The sequence below is a fragment of the Wenjunlia vitaminophila DSM 41686 genome (assembly GCF_000380165.1).
GTDB classification, from domain to species: Bacteria; Actinomycetota; Actinomycetes; order Streptomycetales; family Streptomycetaceae; genus Wenjunlia; species Wenjunlia vitaminophila.
In genome coordinates this window covers 119745-134264 of the sequence record NZ_KB904735.1, presented here as the reverse complement: position 1 = coordinate 134264, position 14520 = coordinate 119745, and the positions used below count along the sequence as shown (strand labels likewise).

The following is a 14520-nucleotide window of genomic DNA, read 5'->3' as shown; positions in this document are numbered from 1 at the left end:
GTCCCCCACGAGCACCGGCGCGACGAGGGGGCGGGCACCGCGCGGCCCCAGACACGCTCCGGAAAGCGGAACGTCGTGTCCGATATCCGCCCTTGACGCCCCACACCCCGGCGGCAGCATCATGTTCACGTCAAAGCCGCCCGGGGGACCCGGAGTCATCACCCGCCCCACGGCAACGGGCCCCGCAATGCCGACGAGCACCGACCCGGCCTCACCGCGCGGCGTCAGCCCCCCGTCCTCGCACCTCTCGGAGCCCATCGTGTCCCGATCCGCCCTCGACCCCTCCCGCCGCAGGCCAGTTCGACGCCGGGCCGCCGTCGCCGCCGCCGCGGCCGGCGCCCTGACCGCCGCCCTGCTGGCGTCCTCCGTCCCGGCCACCGCGGCACCGCCGAGCAGGGCCGCCGCCGCACCGGACATACCGATAGCCAACGTCAAGAGCCACCTGACCCAACTCCAGTCGATAGCCACCGCGAACGGCGGCAACCGCGCCCACGGCCGCGCCGGTTACCGGGCCTCGCTGGACTACGTGAAGGCCAAGCTGGACGCGGCCGGCTACACCACCACCGTGCAGCAGTTCAGCTACTTCGGCTCCGTCGGGTACAACCTGATCGCCGACTGGCCCGGCGGGGACACCAACCGCGTGGTGATGGCCGGCGCCCACCTGGACTCGGTGACCAGTGGACCCGGCATCAACGACAACGGCTCCGGCTCGGCCGCGGTGCTGGAGACCGCGCTCGCCGTGTCCCGGGCCGGCCTCCAGCCCGACCAGCACATCCGCTTCGGCTGGTGGGGCGCCGAGGAACTGGGCATGGTGGGCTCCCAGCACTACGTCTCGTCCCTGAGCAGCACCCAGCGGTCGCAGATCGACGCCTACCTGAACTTCGACATGATCGGCTCGCCGAACCCGGGGTACTTCGTCTACGACGACGACCCGACGATCGAGGCGGTGTTCAAGAACTGGTTCACCGCCAAGGGCGTGCCCACCGAGATCGAGACCGAGGGCGACGGCCGCTCGGACCACGCGTCGTTCAAGAACGTCGGGATACCGGTCGGCGGGCTGTTCACCGGAGCCAGCCGGACGAAGACCTCCGCCCAGGCACAGAAGTGGGGCGGTACCGCGGGTCAGCCCTTCGACCGCTGCTACCACTCCTCCTGCGACACCACGAGCAACATCAACGACACCGCCCTGGACCTCAACAGCGACGCGCTGGCCCACGCGGTGTGGACGCTGAGCGGCGGCTGACCGCGCTCAGCCGGCCCCCTGACGGCCCGGACGCCCACCACCGGCGTCCGGGCCGTCGTGGTGTGCGGCGATGCCGAACCGGCGCCGCTCCCCGGACGCGGGTCCGCCCGGTTCCCCGGCGGGCACCGTGCCGACCACCGACTCCGCCGACCCGTCGAGCCGCTCCAGCTCCGCGGGGGCGACCAGGGCGACGATCGGCTTGCCGTGGCGGGTGACCACCACCCGTTCCCCGCCGTAGACGACGCGGTTGATCAGGTCCGCGAACTCGGCCCGGGCCTGCGTCACCGGGATCTCGTAGGTCATGCTCACCATCCTAGCTTTCTGTACATTCTGCACATTCTTCATCGTCCGTACGCGATCCTCCGGGCGCTGCCACGGGCGGCGGGGCCGCAGCCGTCGAGTTGCGACCCCGTGGGCGTTCTGACCTACTGGTTTCCACCGGAAGTTGAGGCGCAGCGATGATCCGACCGACCGCCCGATACGTCCTACCCGAGTTCCACGAGCGCACCAGCAGCGGGTTCCGGACGATGGACCCGTACTCCAAGCTGCTCTCCGAACGGGTGATCTTCCTGGGCACGCAGATCGACGACACCGCCGCGAACGACGTGATCGCCCAGTTGATGTACCTGGAGCACAACGACCCGGACCAGGACATCTCGCTCTATATCAACTCGCCCGGGGGCTCACTTACAGCGATGACGTCCATCTACGACACGATGCGGTTCGTCGCCTGCGACACCGAGACGGTCTGCCTGGGGCAGGCGGCCTCCGCCGCTGCCGTGCTGCTGGCCGCGGGCACCCCGGGCAAACGGCTCGCCCTGCCCGGCTCCCGGATGCTCATCCACCAGCCCGCACTGCTGGAGCCGATCCAGGGGCAGGCCAGCGACCTGGAGGTCCAGGCCAGGGAGGTCGAGCGCTCCCGGAGGCTGCTCGAGGAGCTGCTCGCCCGGCACACCGGGCGCAGCACGGAGCAGATCAGCCAGGCCGTCGAGCGGGAGACGTTCCTCACCGCCGAGCAGGCCGTCGAGTTCGGGTTGGTGGACCTGGTGACCCGTTCCCGCAAGGGCCTGACCACCCACCCACTGGGGTGACCACGGTGGTGCCCGGGCTTCCGCGGCTGCCGGCGCCCACCCGCGCCGAGGGCGAGCTGATCGGCGCGTCACTGACCGCTGGCGGAGCAACGAACGGGTGGCGCCCCGCGGGACGGCGGGAGGGGCGGTCAGTCCGGGGCAGGACGACGCGCGGCAACCAGCCGCACCGCGTCGAGCGGCGCCGTGTCCCCGGTCATCCCCCACTCCTCGAGGGTCTGCCGCACGTGGCGTCCGGCGGGCGCGACGGACGCGGGGGCCGTGGGCAGGGTGAGGGACGCCTCCTCCGGAACTGCCATGCGTCACCCTTCCCACCCGTGTGCGTTCGGTCGAACTGACGGTCGGGTCGTTCACCTTGCCACCCGGCGTGGTGGCGGTGGAGGGGTTCGGCGCATCCGCTCGCGCGGTGTCGGCCCGAGCGGCCGTGCCGGGGGGGCCGGCCAACGGGTGCCTTTCAGGGAGCCGTCGGCGCGGTGGTGGTGATCACCGCCACCGCACGATCGATCTGATCATCCGTCAGGTCGGCGCGGGCGGTCAGGCGCAGCCGGGAGAGGCCGTCGGGCACGGAAGGGGGCCGGAAACACCCCACCGCCACCCCGCGGGCCCGGCAGTCGGCGGCCCACTCCACCGCGGACTGCGGGGACGGCGCGAGCACCGACACCACGGCCGCCGCCGGCACCGTGGTCCGCAGTCCGGCCGCGGCGAGCCGGTCGGACAGGTCCCGGGCGACCTCGCGCGCCCTGGCCGGTCGTTCCGGCTCCTCCCGGAGCAGGCGCAGCGCCGCCAGCGCGGCGCCGACCGCGGCCGGCGCCAGGGCGGTGTCGAAGATGAACGTCCTGGCGTTGTCCACCAGGTGCCTGATCACCCGGGCGGGGCCGAGCACCACTCCGCCCTGGCTGCCCAGGGCCTTGGACAGCACCGCGGTGGTCACCACGTCCGGGGCCCCGGCGAGCCCGGCGGCGGCCACCGCGCCGGTGCCGCGTTCCCCGACCACCCCGAGGCCGTGGGCGTCGTCCACCAGCAGCCCGGCCCCGGCCCGCCGGCACACCCCGGCCAGGTCGCGCAGCGGCGCCAGGTCACCGTTGACGGAGAACACCCCGTCGGTGACCACCACGGCCCGTCCCGGGTGCGCCGCCAACTCCTTGCGCACGGCCTCCGGGTCGGCGTGCGGCACCACGGCGGTGGTCGCCCGGGACAGTCGGCAGCCGTCTATCAGCGAGGCGTGGTTGGCGGCGTCGGAGACCAGCAGGGCGCCGGGACCGGTCAGCGTGGTGACGGCGGCCATGTTGGCGGCGTACCCGGAGGAGAAGACGAGCGCGGCCTCGGCCCCGCACCAGGCGGCGAGGTCCGCCTCGAGCTCGGCGTGCAGCGCGGTCGTGCCGGTGACCAGTCGGGAGCCGGTGGCCCCGGCGCCCCACCGCAGCGCGGCCGAGGCCGCCCCCTGGGTGACCCGCGGGTGGCGGGTGAGTCCGAGGTAGTCGTTGCTCGCCAGGTCGAGCACCGGGGAGTCGGCGGCCCTCGGTCGCAGGGTCCTGGTCAGACCTGCTCGGCCGCGACGCCAGGCGTGCTCGTCGAGCCAGTCGAAGGGGCCCTCAGCCATGGTTCGTTCCTCGAGGTCGTCAGGGGTTGCGTCAGGCAACGTAGCGCGGCTCGAGCCACCTTGGGACTGTCGTGATGTACACATGCCCATCAAGCGATCTTGTTCTTTCCGTCACTGGTGACCGGTTGTCCGGTCCGTAGGATCTGAGGCCATGGACCTGTTGAACACGCTCGTGGACAAGGGACTGCGCCGGCAGCCGCCGACCCGTGAGGAGGCGCTGGCGGTGCTCGGCGCGTCCGACGCGGAGACGCTGGACGTGGTGGCCGCCGCCGGCAGGGTGCGGAACCACTGGTTCGGCCGCCGGGTGAAGCTGAACTACCTGGTCAACCTCAAGTCCGGGTTGTGCCCCGAGGACTGTTCGTACTGCTCACAGCGGTTGGGGTCCAGCACGGGGATCCTGAAGTACAGCTGGTTGAAGCCCGAGGAGGCCGCGGCGGTGGCCTGCGCCGGGGTGGCCGGCGGAGCGAAGCGCGTGTGCCTGGTGGCGTCCGGCCGCGGCCCCACCGACCGGGACGTGGAGCGGGTGTCGAAGACGATCGCCGCCATCAAGGAGCAGAACGAGGGCGTGGAGGTGTGCGCCTGTCTTGGCCTGCTCTCCGAGGGACAGGCCGGGAAGCTGCGGGAGGCCGGCGCGGACGCCTACAACCACAACCTGAACACCTCCGAGGCCACCTACGGCGACATCTGCACCACCCACGACTTCGGCGACCGGGTGAGCACCGTCCAGCAGGCCCGGGCAGCCGGGCTCTCGGCGTGCTCGGGGTTGATCGCCGGCATGGGCGAGTCCGACGAGGACCTGGTGGACGTGGTGTTCGCCCTGCGCGAGCTCGACCCCGACTCGGTGCCGGTGAACTTCCTGATCCCGTTCGAGGGCACCCCGCTAGGCAGCGAGTGGAACCTGACCCCGCAACGGTGCCTGCGCATCCTGGCCATGACCCGGTTCGTCTTCCCGGACGTCGAGGTGCGCCTCGCCGGCGGCCGGGAGCTGCACCTGCGGTCCCTCCAGCCACTGGCCCTGCACCTGGCGAACTCGATCTTCCTGGGTGACTACCTGACGAGTGAGGGACAGGCCGGGCGGGCGGACCTGGACATGATCGCCGATGCCGGGTTCACCGTGGAGGGCAGCGACGAGGTCACCCTGCCCCCGCACCGGGTGTCCCCGCACCAGGTGTCCCCGCCCCGGCAGGACGGGGACACGCAGGTTGCCGCGGGCACGGCCGAAGGGGACGCGCCGGCAGCGGCGCCGGGTGCGACCGGTGTCGCCCGTCCCGACCTGGTCGCGGTGCGCCGCCGGGGAGCCGGGACGGACCTGGCACCCAATGCCTGAGACCCCGACGCCCGCTCTCCCGCACCCCCGCCGGTCGTCCCCGCTCGCGACCGCGCCCCCGCGGTCGCCCGGGACCGGGCGACCGCTCACCCCCGACCAGGTCCTGGAGCTTGACCGGGAGCACGTGTGGCACCCCTACGGTCCGATGCCCGGCCGGCAGTCGCTCCTGGTCGAGTCCGCCTCCGGCGTGCGCCTGCGCCTCGGCGCCCCCTTCGCCGGGCAGCGGGAGCTGATCGACGGCATGTCGTCCTGGTGGGCGGCGATCCACGGGTACCGGCACCCGGTGCTGGACGCCGCGGTCAGTGACCAGCTCGACCGGATGAGCCACGTGATGTTCGGCGGGCTGACCCACGAGCCGGCGGTGCGCCTGGCCACGACGCTGGTGGAGCTGACACCGGAGCCGCTGCGGCACGTGTTCCTCGCCGACTCCGGTTCGGTGTCCGTCGAGGTCGCGGTGAAGATGTGCCTGCAGTACTGGCGCTCGGTGGGGCGGCCGGACAAGACCAGGTTGCTGACCTGGCGCGGGGGCTACCACGGGGACACCTGGCAGCCCATGGCGGTGTGCGACCCGGACGGGGGGATGCACCACCTGTGGACGGGGGTGCTTCCCCGGCAGGTCTTCGCGGACCGCCCCCCGGCCGGCTTCGCCGCCGACCCCGACCCCGACTACGTCGCGCACCTGGACGCGTTGCTGGAGCGGCACGCGCCGGAGCTGGCCGCGGTGGTGGTGGAGCCGGTGGTGCAGGGCGCGGGCGGGATGCGCTTCCACTCCCCGCACTACCTGCGGGCACTTCGGGAACTGTGCGACCGGCACGGGGTCCTGCTGGTCTTCGACGAGATCGCCACGGGTTTCGGGCGCACCGGGGAGCTGTTCGCCGCCGACCACGCCGGGGTCAGCCCCGACGTGCTGTGCCTGGGGAAGGCGCTGACGGGCGGATACCTGAGCCTGGCCGCGACGCTGTGCACCTCGCGGGTGGCCCGGGGGATCTCCCGGGGTGCCGTGCCGGTGCTGGCCCACGGACCGACGTTCATGGGGAACCCCCTGGCCTGCGCGGTGGCCAACGCGTCGGTGGAGCTGCTGCTCACCCGGGACTGGCGGGCCGAGGTGCGGCGGCTCCAGGCGGGGCTCGAGGCCGGGCTCGCGCCGGCCAGGGACCTGCCGGGGGTGCGCGAGGTGCGGGTGCTCGGCGGGATCGGGGTGGTACAGCTCGACCACGAGGTGGACCTCCCGGCGGCCACCGCCGCGGCGGCCCGGCACGGGGCGTGGCTGCGGCCGTTCCGGGACCTCGTCTACACGATGCCGCCCTACGTGACCGGTGACGAGGACCTCGCCGTGCTCTGCCGGGCGGTCGTGGCGGGCGCCGAGCAGGGTTGAGATCAGCGAGGGAGGCGATCAACGGCATGGACGTCCTGGTGGTGTCGGGCACCGGCACGGAGATGGGGAAGACGGTGGTGACCGCCGCGGTGGCCGCGGCCGCGGCGGCGGCCGGCCGGCGGGTGGCGGTGCTGAAGGCGGCGCAGACCGGGGTGCTCGGCGGCGAGCCCGGGGACGCCGAGGAGGTGGCCCGGCTCGCCGGGGGCGTCACCACGGGGGAGTTGGCGCGCTTCCCGGAGCCGCTGGCGCCGAACACCGCCGCCCGCCGGGCGGGGCTCGCCGCGGTACGGCCCGGGGACGTGGCGGTCGCCGTGCGGAAGCTGGCCGTCGAGCACGACCTGGTGCTGGTGGAGGGCGCGGGCGGGCTGCTGGTCCACCTCGACGACGACGCGGGGACACTGGCCGACGTCGCCGCCGAACTGGGCGCCCCGGTGCTCGTGGTGGCCGCGGCGGGCCTGGGCACCCTGAACGCGGTGGCGTTGACCACCGAGGTGCTGCGCGGGCGCGGGGTGTCCCCCCTGGGCACGGTGATCGGGAGTTGGCCGGCCCACCCGGACCTGGCCTGCCGCTGCAACCTGGCCGACCTGCCGGTGGTCGGGCGTGCCCCGCTGCTGGGCTCCGTGCCGGCGGGTGCGGGGGCCCTGGCCCCGGAGGCCTTCCGGAGCGCGGCCCCGGGGTGGCTGGCCGGGGAGTTGTTCGGGACGTGGGACGGGGAGGCGTTCCTCGGCGAGCACGGCCCGCCGCCCGGTCCCGCGCCGCGGCGCGGGTGAGCCTCCGGTCCGTGTCGTTCCTGAGTACGACCCGCCCGGGACACCCTGGTCCCCCGGGCTGATGTTCCCCACGTCACACCCCCCTATCCTCGGAGCGGCACCGGTCAGCCAGCCCGACCCTGGGAGGAACCGTGGCGACACCCGCGCACAGCCGTACCTTCGGCCTCGTCCCCGACGCGCCGGCGGCGGCCCGGGCGGAGGCCCTGACCAAGTCCTACGGTCAGGGCGAGACGCGGGTGGTGGCGCTGGACTCGGTGGACGTGGGCCTGGCCCGGGGCCGGTTCACCGCCATCATGGGGCCGTCCGGGTCGGGCAAGTCCACCCTGATGCACTGCCTGGCCGGCCTTGACTCGGTCACCAGCGGCCGGGTCTGGGTCGGTGACACCGAGATCACCGCGCTCAACGAGCGACGCCTCACCCGGCTGCGGCGGGACCGGATCGGTTTCGTGTTCCAGTCGTTCAACCTGCTGCCGACGCTGACCGCGGCGGAGAACATCACCCTGCCCATGGACATCGCGGGCCGCAGGCCCGACCAGGGATGGCTGGACCAGGTCATCGACACCCTGGGCCTGCGCGACCGGCTGCGCCACCGCCCCGGTCAGCTCTCCGGCGGCCAGCAGCAACGGGTGGCGTGCGCCCGGGCGTTGGCGTCCCGCCCGGAGCTGGTCTTCGCCGACGAGCCCACCGGGAACCTCGACTCGCGGTCCAGCGCCGAGGTGCTGGCGTTCCTGCGCGGCGCGGTGGACGAGCTGCGGCAGACGGTGGTGATGGTCACCCACGACCCGGCCGCGGCGGCCCACGCCGACCTGGTGCTGTTCCTCGCCGACGGACGGATCGTGGACGAGATGCCCCGGCCCACCGCGGCGGCGGTGCTGGACCGGATGAAGCGGTTCGACCGGGTCAGGGGAAGCTGAACCCGCTGCACGGGCGCCGGCCCGCGTCGTAAGATCGGCAGGTCATGGAGAAGGCAACCCCGTTCACCAGTTTCGTCGCACTCGGGGACTCGTTCACCGAGGGCATGTCGGACCAGGGTCCCGACGGCTCGTACCGCGGCTGGGCCGATCTCGTCGCCGCCCGGCTGGCCGGGCGGGCCCCCGGTTTCCGCTACGCGAACCTCGCCGTGCGGGGCAAGCTGATCGGCCAGATCGCGGCCGAGCAGGTCCCCGTCGCCGCGGCGATGAACGCCGACCTGGTCTCCCTGGTCGGTGGGATCAACGACGTGTTGCGGCCCAAGTGCGACGTGGGCCTGGTGTGTGCCCGGCTGGAGGAGGCGGCGGAGACGCTCGCCCCCACCACCCGGCAACTGGTGCTCTTCCGCAGCACGGACCCCACCCGTCGGATGCGGGGCAGCGCGCGGCTGCTCCCCCGGGTGGAGCGGCTGCACGCGCTCCTCGACGACCTCGCCCGACGGCACGACGCGGTGGTGGTCGACCTGTTCGGGGTCCGTGTCTTCGACGACCCCCGGCTCTGGGCGGAGGACCGGCTGCACCTGAACACCGAGGGCCACCGCAGGGTGGCCGAGGCCACCCTGCGGGCCCTGGGCTACCCGCCGTCGTTCGACTGGACGGCGCCGCTGCCGCCCGCGGGGTCCGCCTCGTGGGCCGACCAGCGGCGGGCCGACCTGCGCTGGGCACGGGTCTACCTCGGGCCGTGGATCGGCCGCCGGCTCACCGGTCGCTCCTCCGGGGACGGGCGGGCCGCCAAGCGCGCCGACCTCGAGCCGTGGACCAGCGGACCGGCCTCGGTCTGACCACCCTGCCCTGACCTGCGTCGGAGCGGCACTACACTGGACGCCCGTGACCTCAAAGCCCCGCATCCCGAACGTCCTGGCCAGCCGTTACGCCTCGGCCGAGCTCATCACCCTGTGGTCCCCCGAGCACAAGGTGGTCCTCGAGCGCCGCCTGTGGCTGGCCGTCCTGCGCGCACAGGCGGACCTCGGGGTGACGGTGCCGGACGGTGCGGTCGCCGACTACGAACGCGTCGTCGAGGCCGTCGACCTGGACTCGATCGCGGAGCGGGAGAGGGTCACCCGCCACGACGTCAAGGCCCGCATCGAGGAGTTCAACGCCCTGGCCGGCCACGAGCAGGTGCACAAGGGCATGACCTCCCGGGACCTGACCGAGAACGTCGAGCAGTTGCAGGTCAAGCTGTCCCTGGAGCACGTGCGGGACCGGGTGGTGGCGGTCCTCGCCCGGCTCGGGTGCCTCGCCGCCGAGCACGCCGAGGTGGTGATGGCGGGCCGGTCGCACAACGTGGCGGCGCAGGCGACCACCCTGGGCAAGCGGTTCGCGACCGGCGCCGACGAGCTGCTCGTGGCGTTCGAACGGCTCACCGAGCTGATCGACCGCTATCCGCTGCGCGGCGTCAAGGGTCCGGTCGGCACCGCCCAGGACATGCTGGACCTCCTCGACGGGGACCTGGGGCGGCTCGCCGAGCTCGAGCGCAGGGTGGCCGAGCACCTCGGCTTCGCCCGGACCCTGACCTCGGTGGGCCAGGTCTATCCGCGTTCCCTGGACTTCGACGTGTTGAGCGCCCTGGTGCAGCTCGCCGCCGCCCCGTCCGGGATCGCCAGGACGATCCGGCTGATGGCCGGGCACGAGCTGGTCACCGAGGGTTTCCAGCCGGGCCAGGTGGGTTCTTCGGCGATGCCGCACAAGATGAACACCCGCTCCTGCGAACGGGTCAACGGCCTCGCCGTGGTGCTGCGGGGCTACGCCTCGATGGCCGGGGAGCTCGCCGGGGACCAGTGGAACGAGGGTGACGTCTCCTGCTCCGTGGTGCGCCGGGTCGCGCTCCCGGACGCCTTCTTCGCGCTGGACGGCCTGCTGGAGACGTTCCTGACGGTCCTCGACGAGTTCGGGGCGTTCCCGGCCGTGATCGCCAGGGAGCTCGACCGGTACCTGCCGTTCCTGGCCACCACCAAGGTCCTCATGGCCGCGGTGCGGGCCGGGGTGGGCCGGGAGGAGGCCCACGAGGTGATCAAGGAGCACGCGGTGGCCTCCGCGCTGGCGATGCGGGAGAAGGGCGTCCAGCACAACGAGCTGTTGGACCGGCTCGCCGAGGACGACCGCATCCCGCTGGACCGGTCCGCCCTGGGCGCGCTGATGGCGGACCGACTGTCGTTCACCGGTGCCGCGGCGGCGCAGGTCGCGGCCGTGCTGGAGCGGATCGAGCAGGTCACCGCCAGCCACCCGGAGGCCTCCAGGTACGTGCCGGGGGCCATCTTGTGACCGACGCGGTCAGCGATGCCACCTCCGGGTCCGGCCCTGCCGGTCGCCCCCGGACGTCCTCGCGGGTCGGGACGCGCCGGCGGATGGGCCCCGAGGTGCTGGCCGCGGCCCGTGACCAGGTCATCCCCGACGTCCTGGCCCCGGGCTCCGGGTGCTGTTCTGCGGGATCAACACCGGTCTGTGGTCCGCGGCCACCGGCCACCACTTCGCCCGGCGGGGCAACCGGTTCTGGCCGACCCTGCACCTATGCACTTCACCCGGACGAGTGACGACTTACTGATCGTTCCAGAATGAGTTGAGCTGTGGGCCTGCTCAACGAGCTTGGTCGACAGTAGGCATCACGAGTCCGGTGCCCGGGTAGCGTCTGCACGGCTGGGGTGTTGGCAGGTTGGTTGAGGTGGTCATCATGCCTCCGGAGGCCGTGGGTGCGGCAAGCCAAGATCGACAGGGCCACGGCGGTGGAACCGTTGGGCTTCGTCACGCTTGGCGCGCAGGAACGTCAATGTCAGGTGATGCCGTCGACTCACCGAGCCACTTCTCGCTCTCCGCCCTCTTTCACCTGGCCTGAAGATCTTCCTCCAATTCATCCGGACACGCGAGCATTTTCGGATTGATCTGAAGCATCGGGCGATGCAGGCTTCTCTGAACTGGAGGTGTCGAGCACATACTTGGCTCAAGGTGCCGAGACAGTAGGGGCGTTGTACAGGTCGACCATCGTGCGTACCGGAATCGGCAGCCAGTCTTCGGATGATGCATCGTTCTGGGAGAGCAGTTCGAGCACCTCGGTGGGCGTCGGACGGTGGCTCGGGTCATGATCGAGGCACCGGGTGATAACGCCGACGAACCGAGAGGGCAACAGACTGAGGGCGGACTCAAGGGATTCACTGCCGGTGAGCGGCGTGGCTCCCGCGGCATGGCACAGCACCATGCCGAAGGCGTAGAGATCCGCGGCAGGCGTGATCGACGCACCGGTGAGCTGTTCCGGAGCGAGGAACCCCTGTGTGCCGATGACGTAGTTGGTACGGGTAAGTGCGGTGCCGTCGAGGGCTCGGGCGACGCCGAAGTCGATGATGCGAGGACCTGAGCTAGAGATGATGATGTTGCTGGGTTTGAGGTCGCGGTGGATGATGTCGCGGGCGTGGATGCCTTCGAGCGTTTCGGCGATACCGACAGCGAGGGTCTGCAGGGTCCTTGGGGGAAGGGCACCCTGCTGCCCGAGGACGTCGTGCAGTGACGGGCCGGGGATGTACTCGGTCGCCAGCCAGGGCGGGTCGCCGTGGGGGTCGGCATCAACCACTGGCGCGGTGTGGAAGCCGCCGACACGGCGTACGGCTTCGATCTCGCGGGCGAACCGCTTTCGGAATGTTGGGTCCGTAGCGAACTCCGACCGGATGACTTTGACCGCGACCAGGCGCTGCCCGGGGGACTGGCCGAGATAGACCGTCCCCATCCCCCCTTGGCCCAGCCGAGCCGTCAGGTGGTAACGGCCGACGCGGCGAGGATCGTCCTGCAGCAACGGCTGATGTCCAGGTGTGGGACCGGCCTGGACGGGCGACTGCGGTATCCCGCGCATCGCTCCGCTCCCTCCAGCGAGGATGGTGGCCACGTCGCGTTCGGTTTCCGCTTTCAACAGCGCGGCATGCCTCTCGCCTTCGGCGGTGAGGATCGCGGTGCGCTTGTCACGATCGGCGCGCATCTGCTTCTCCATCGAGTCCTGGATGGAAGTGGGCGGCAAGATGCCCTTGAGTTCGACGCGGTTGACGCGGATGCCCCACTTGCCGGTGGCCTCGTCGAGGACGCCGCGCAGGGTCGCGTTGATTTCCTCCCGCGAGGTGAGGGTTCGTTCGAGGTTCATGCCACCGACGACGCTGCGTAGCGTGGTGACAGTGAGCTGCTCGATCGCCTGGATGTAGCTGGCGACTTCGTAGGTCGCAGCGCGGACATCGGTCACCTGGTAGTAGACGACGGTGTCGATATCAACGACCAGGTTGTCCTGGATGATCGCGAGCTGCGATGGGAAGGGGACGACCTGCTCACGGAGGTCGATGCGGTCGCCGACCTTGTCGATGAACGGGACAACGATGCTCAGGCCAGCGTTGAGGGTGCGGGTGTAGCGGCCGAAACGTTCCACGATGGCGGCGCTGCCCTGCGGAATGACATGGATCGCCTTGACCAAGGTGATGAGGACCAGCACCACCAGAATGATCAAAACGATGGAGATCCATTCCACAGCGGCTCCCTGCCCCCTCAAGCGTCCCTGGACTGATGTCAGCTAGGTACCGCGCAGGAGTCTTCCAGATCCACCCCGTGAGTGGGCTTGAGTTCGTGGACAGAAGGTCGGGTACATATGCACCGCTCTGGCTTCACCCCCTGCTGATGCGATCGGACGAGCAGGGCGAACTGGTCGGTCTCGGCCTGGGCCTGGGCCTGACCAACGTCTGCGCCGGGCGACCGCGGGCCGACGAGCTCTCACCCGAGGAGTTCATCGAGGGGGGCAGGGCGCTCACCGAGAAGGTGCTTCGGCTGCGCCCGACGTGGCTCGCGCTCGCCGGGGCGCGGCCCCGGGGCGTGCCCGCGGTGGGTCCCGGAGGGGTCCGGTCATCTCGCCGCGCCCCGCACGCGGCGGTAGGCTCCGCACGGGCACCGCGCACCGAACACCATTGGGACATGTCACCAGCCAACGCTGGGAGGGTCGGACGTTGGGACAGCTCACCGGCGGAGATCCGTCCCTGCTGCGGCGGATCAACTCCGCGGTTGTCCTGCGTGCGCTGCGCGGGACGCGGCACTCCAGCCTGACCGAGCTGGTCGGCATGACCGGCCTGTCCCGCCCCACGGTGGAGGGCGCGGTGGACGGTCTCGTCGAGGCCGGCCTGGTCGTGGAGGTCGAGCCGGAGCCGCAGGACAACCGCCGGCAGGGGCGCCCCGCTCGCCGCTACCGCTTCCACGCCGAGTCCGGGCACCTGCTCGGTGTCGAGGTCGGTGTGCACCGGGTCCACACCCTGCTGTCCGACCTCAGTGGACGCCTGCTGGGCTCGCACACCAGGCAGGTGGCCGAGTCGGCCTCCGCGGAGGACCGGCTGGGCCTGCTCGACCAGGTGGTGACCGAGCTGCTCCAGCGGGCCGGGGTGGCCCGGGACACCCTCCGCGCGGTGGGGGTGGGCACGCCGGGGATCGTCGAGGCGAACGGGACGGTGCGGCTGTGCACGGCGCTCCCCGGCTGGACGGAGCTGCCGTTGGGCGAGCGACTGCGCGGGGCCTTCCCCTGTCCTGTGCTGGTGGAGAACGACGCCAACCTGGCCGCGGTCGCCGAGCGCTGGAAGGGCGCCGCGGCCGGCTCGGACGACCTGGTGTTCGTGCTGGCCGGGCTGAGCCCCGGGGCCGGCTCCCTGATCAACGGGAGGATCCACCGCGGCCACGGCGGCGCCGCCGGGGAGATCGGCGCCCTGCACCTGCTGGGGCTCGGGGCGACCCCGGAGCGGCTGCTGTCCACCACCGGCCAGCCCCTGCACCCGCTGGACGAGAACGCCGTGACCGAGGTGTTCCGGCTGGCCCGGGAGGGCGATCCGGTGGCCGGGAGCGCCGTGGACCGGTTCGTGGGCCGCCTGGTGCAGGACGTGGGCGCGCTGGTCGTCGCCCTCGATCCGGAGGTGGTGGTGGTCGGCGGCTGGGCGGCGGGCCTGGACGACGTGCTGGAGCCACTGCGCACCCGACTCGCCCGCTGCTGTCTGCGTCCGCCCCGGGTGGAGCTGTCGGCGCTGGGGGACGCGGCGATCACCACCGGGGCGTTGCGCCTCGCGCTTGACCACGTGGAGGAGCGGTTCTCCGCGGTCGGCGCGGCCGCTCCCTGAGCACCCCGGCGGTCCCACCGGGAAGGGCGGAGGGTGTTC

11 protein-coding genes and 4 pseudogenes are annotated in these 14520 nt (G+C 72.2%); 10 read left to right on the top strand and 5 right to left on the bottom strand.

Annotation, left to right across the window (positions count from 1 at the left end; all coding sequences use genetic code 11):
- Positions 1-187: 187 nt before the first annotated feature.
- Positions 188-1240 (top strand): annotated as a pseudogene (locus tag A3IG_RS0127525) (M28 family metallopeptidase); the annotation flags it as partial.
- Between the two features lie 9 nt (positions 1241-1249).
- Here A3IG_RS0127525 and A3IG_RS0127520 read toward each other — a convergent pair.
- Positions 1250-1546: a type II toxin-antitoxin system Phd/YefM family antitoxin gene (locus A3IG_RS0127520; RefSeq protein WP_026220733.1), complete on the bottom strand. Its 297-nt coding sequence runs from the start codon at positions 1544-1546 to the stop codon at positions 1250-1252.
- 155 nt (positions 1547-1701) lie between these two features.
- Between A3IG_RS0127520 and A3IG_RS0127515 the strand changes: the two genes are divergently transcribed.
- Positions 1702-2334 (top strand): ATP-dependent Clp protease proteolytic subunit, encoded by a 633-nt coding sequence (locus A3IG_RS0127515; RefSeq protein WP_018386807.1) that lies wholly within the window; start codon positions 1702-1704, stop codon positions 2332-2334.
- A gap of 128 nt (positions 2335-2462) precedes the next feature.
- On the opposite strand, the gene A3IG_RS34450 is transcribed toward A3IG_RS0127515, so the two are convergent.
- Positions 2463-2630: a hypothetical protein gene (locus tag A3IG_RS34450; protein ID WP_018386806.1), complete on the bottom strand. Its 168-nt coding sequence runs from the start codon at positions 2628-2630 to the stop codon at positions 2463-2465.
- A 155-nt stretch (positions 2631-2785) separates the two neighbouring features.
- Positions 2786-3931 (bottom strand): 8-amino-7-oxononanoate synthase, encoded by a 1146-nt coding sequence (locus A3IG_RS0127505; RefSeq protein WP_018386805.1) that lies wholly within the window; start codon positions 3929-3931, stop codon positions 2786-2788.
- 151 nt (positions 3932-4082) lie between these two features.
- On the opposite strand from A3IG_RS0127505, the gene bioB reads away from it, so the two are divergent.
- From bioB to A3IG_RS35585, 7 genes and pseudogenes are all read left to right on the top strand, one after another.
- Positions 4083-5258 carry a biotin synthase BioB gene (gene bioB / locus A3IG_RS0127500; RefSeq protein WP_018386804.1) on the top strand — a complete coding sequence of 392 codons (1176 nt, stop codon included), beginning with the start codon at positions 4083-4085 and terminating at the stop codon, positions 5256-5258.
- Positions 5251-6633 (top strand): adenosylmethionine--8-amino-7-oxononanoate transaminase, encoded by a 1383-nt coding sequence (locus A3IG_RS0127495; protein WP_018386803.1) that lies wholly within the window; start codon positions 5251-5253, stop codon positions 6631-6633. Before bioB ends, A3IG_RS0127495 begins: the two co-directional genes overlap by 8 nt.
- A gap of 26 nt (positions 6634-6659) precedes the next feature.
- Positions 6660-7403, top strand: a complete 744-nt coding sequence (gene bioD / locus A3IG_RS0127490; RefSeq protein WP_018386802.1) for a dethiobiotin synthase — start codon at positions 6660-6662, stop codon at positions 7401-7403.
- 131 nt (positions 7404-7534) lie between these two features.
- Entirely contained in the window at positions 7535-8317 is a 783-nt protein-coding gene (locus A3IG_RS0127485; protein ID WP_018386801.1) for an ABC transporter ATP-binding protein, read from the top strand.
- A 44-nt stretch (positions 8318-8361) separates the two neighbouring features.
- Positions 8362-9153 (top strand): SGNH/GDSL hydrolase family protein, encoded by a 792-nt coding sequence (locus tag A3IG_RS0127480; RefSeq protein ID WP_018386800.1) that lies wholly within the window; start codon positions 8362-8364, stop codon positions 9151-9153.
- Between the two features lie 46 nt (positions 9154-9199).
- Positions 9200-10633: an adenylosuccinate lyase gene (gene purB, locus A3IG_RS0127475; protein ID WP_018386799.1), complete on the top strand. Its 1434-nt coding sequence runs from the start codon at positions 9200-9202 to the stop codon at positions 10631-10633.
- 83 nt (positions 10634-10716) lie between these two features.
- Positions 10717-10880 (top strand): annotated as a pseudogene (locus tag A3IG_RS35585) (uracil-DNA glycosylase family protein); the annotation flags it as partial.
- A 426-nt stretch (positions 10881-11306) separates the two neighbouring features.
- Here the strand turns inward: A3IG_RS35585 and A3IG_RS35920 are convergent.
- Both A3IG_RS35920 and A3IG_RS35915 read right to left on the bottom strand, forming a co-directional pair.
- A pseudogene (locus A3IG_RS35920) lies at positions 11307-12104 on the bottom strand (serine/threonine-protein kinase); the annotation flags it as partial.
- A 111-nt stretch (positions 12105-12215) separates the two neighbouring features.
- Positions 12216-12863 (bottom strand): annotated as a pseudogene (locus tag A3IG_RS35915) (SPFH domain-containing protein); the annotation flags it as partial.
- A gap of 469 nt (positions 12864-13332) precedes the next feature.
- Between A3IG_RS35915 and A3IG_RS0127465 the strand changes: the two are divergent.
- Positions 13333-14481: an ROK family transcriptional regulator gene (locus A3IG_RS0127465; protein WP_018386797.1), complete on the top strand. Its 1149-nt coding sequence runs from the start codon at positions 13333-13335 to the stop codon at positions 14479-14481.
- Positions 14482-14520: the final 39 nt, after the last annotated feature.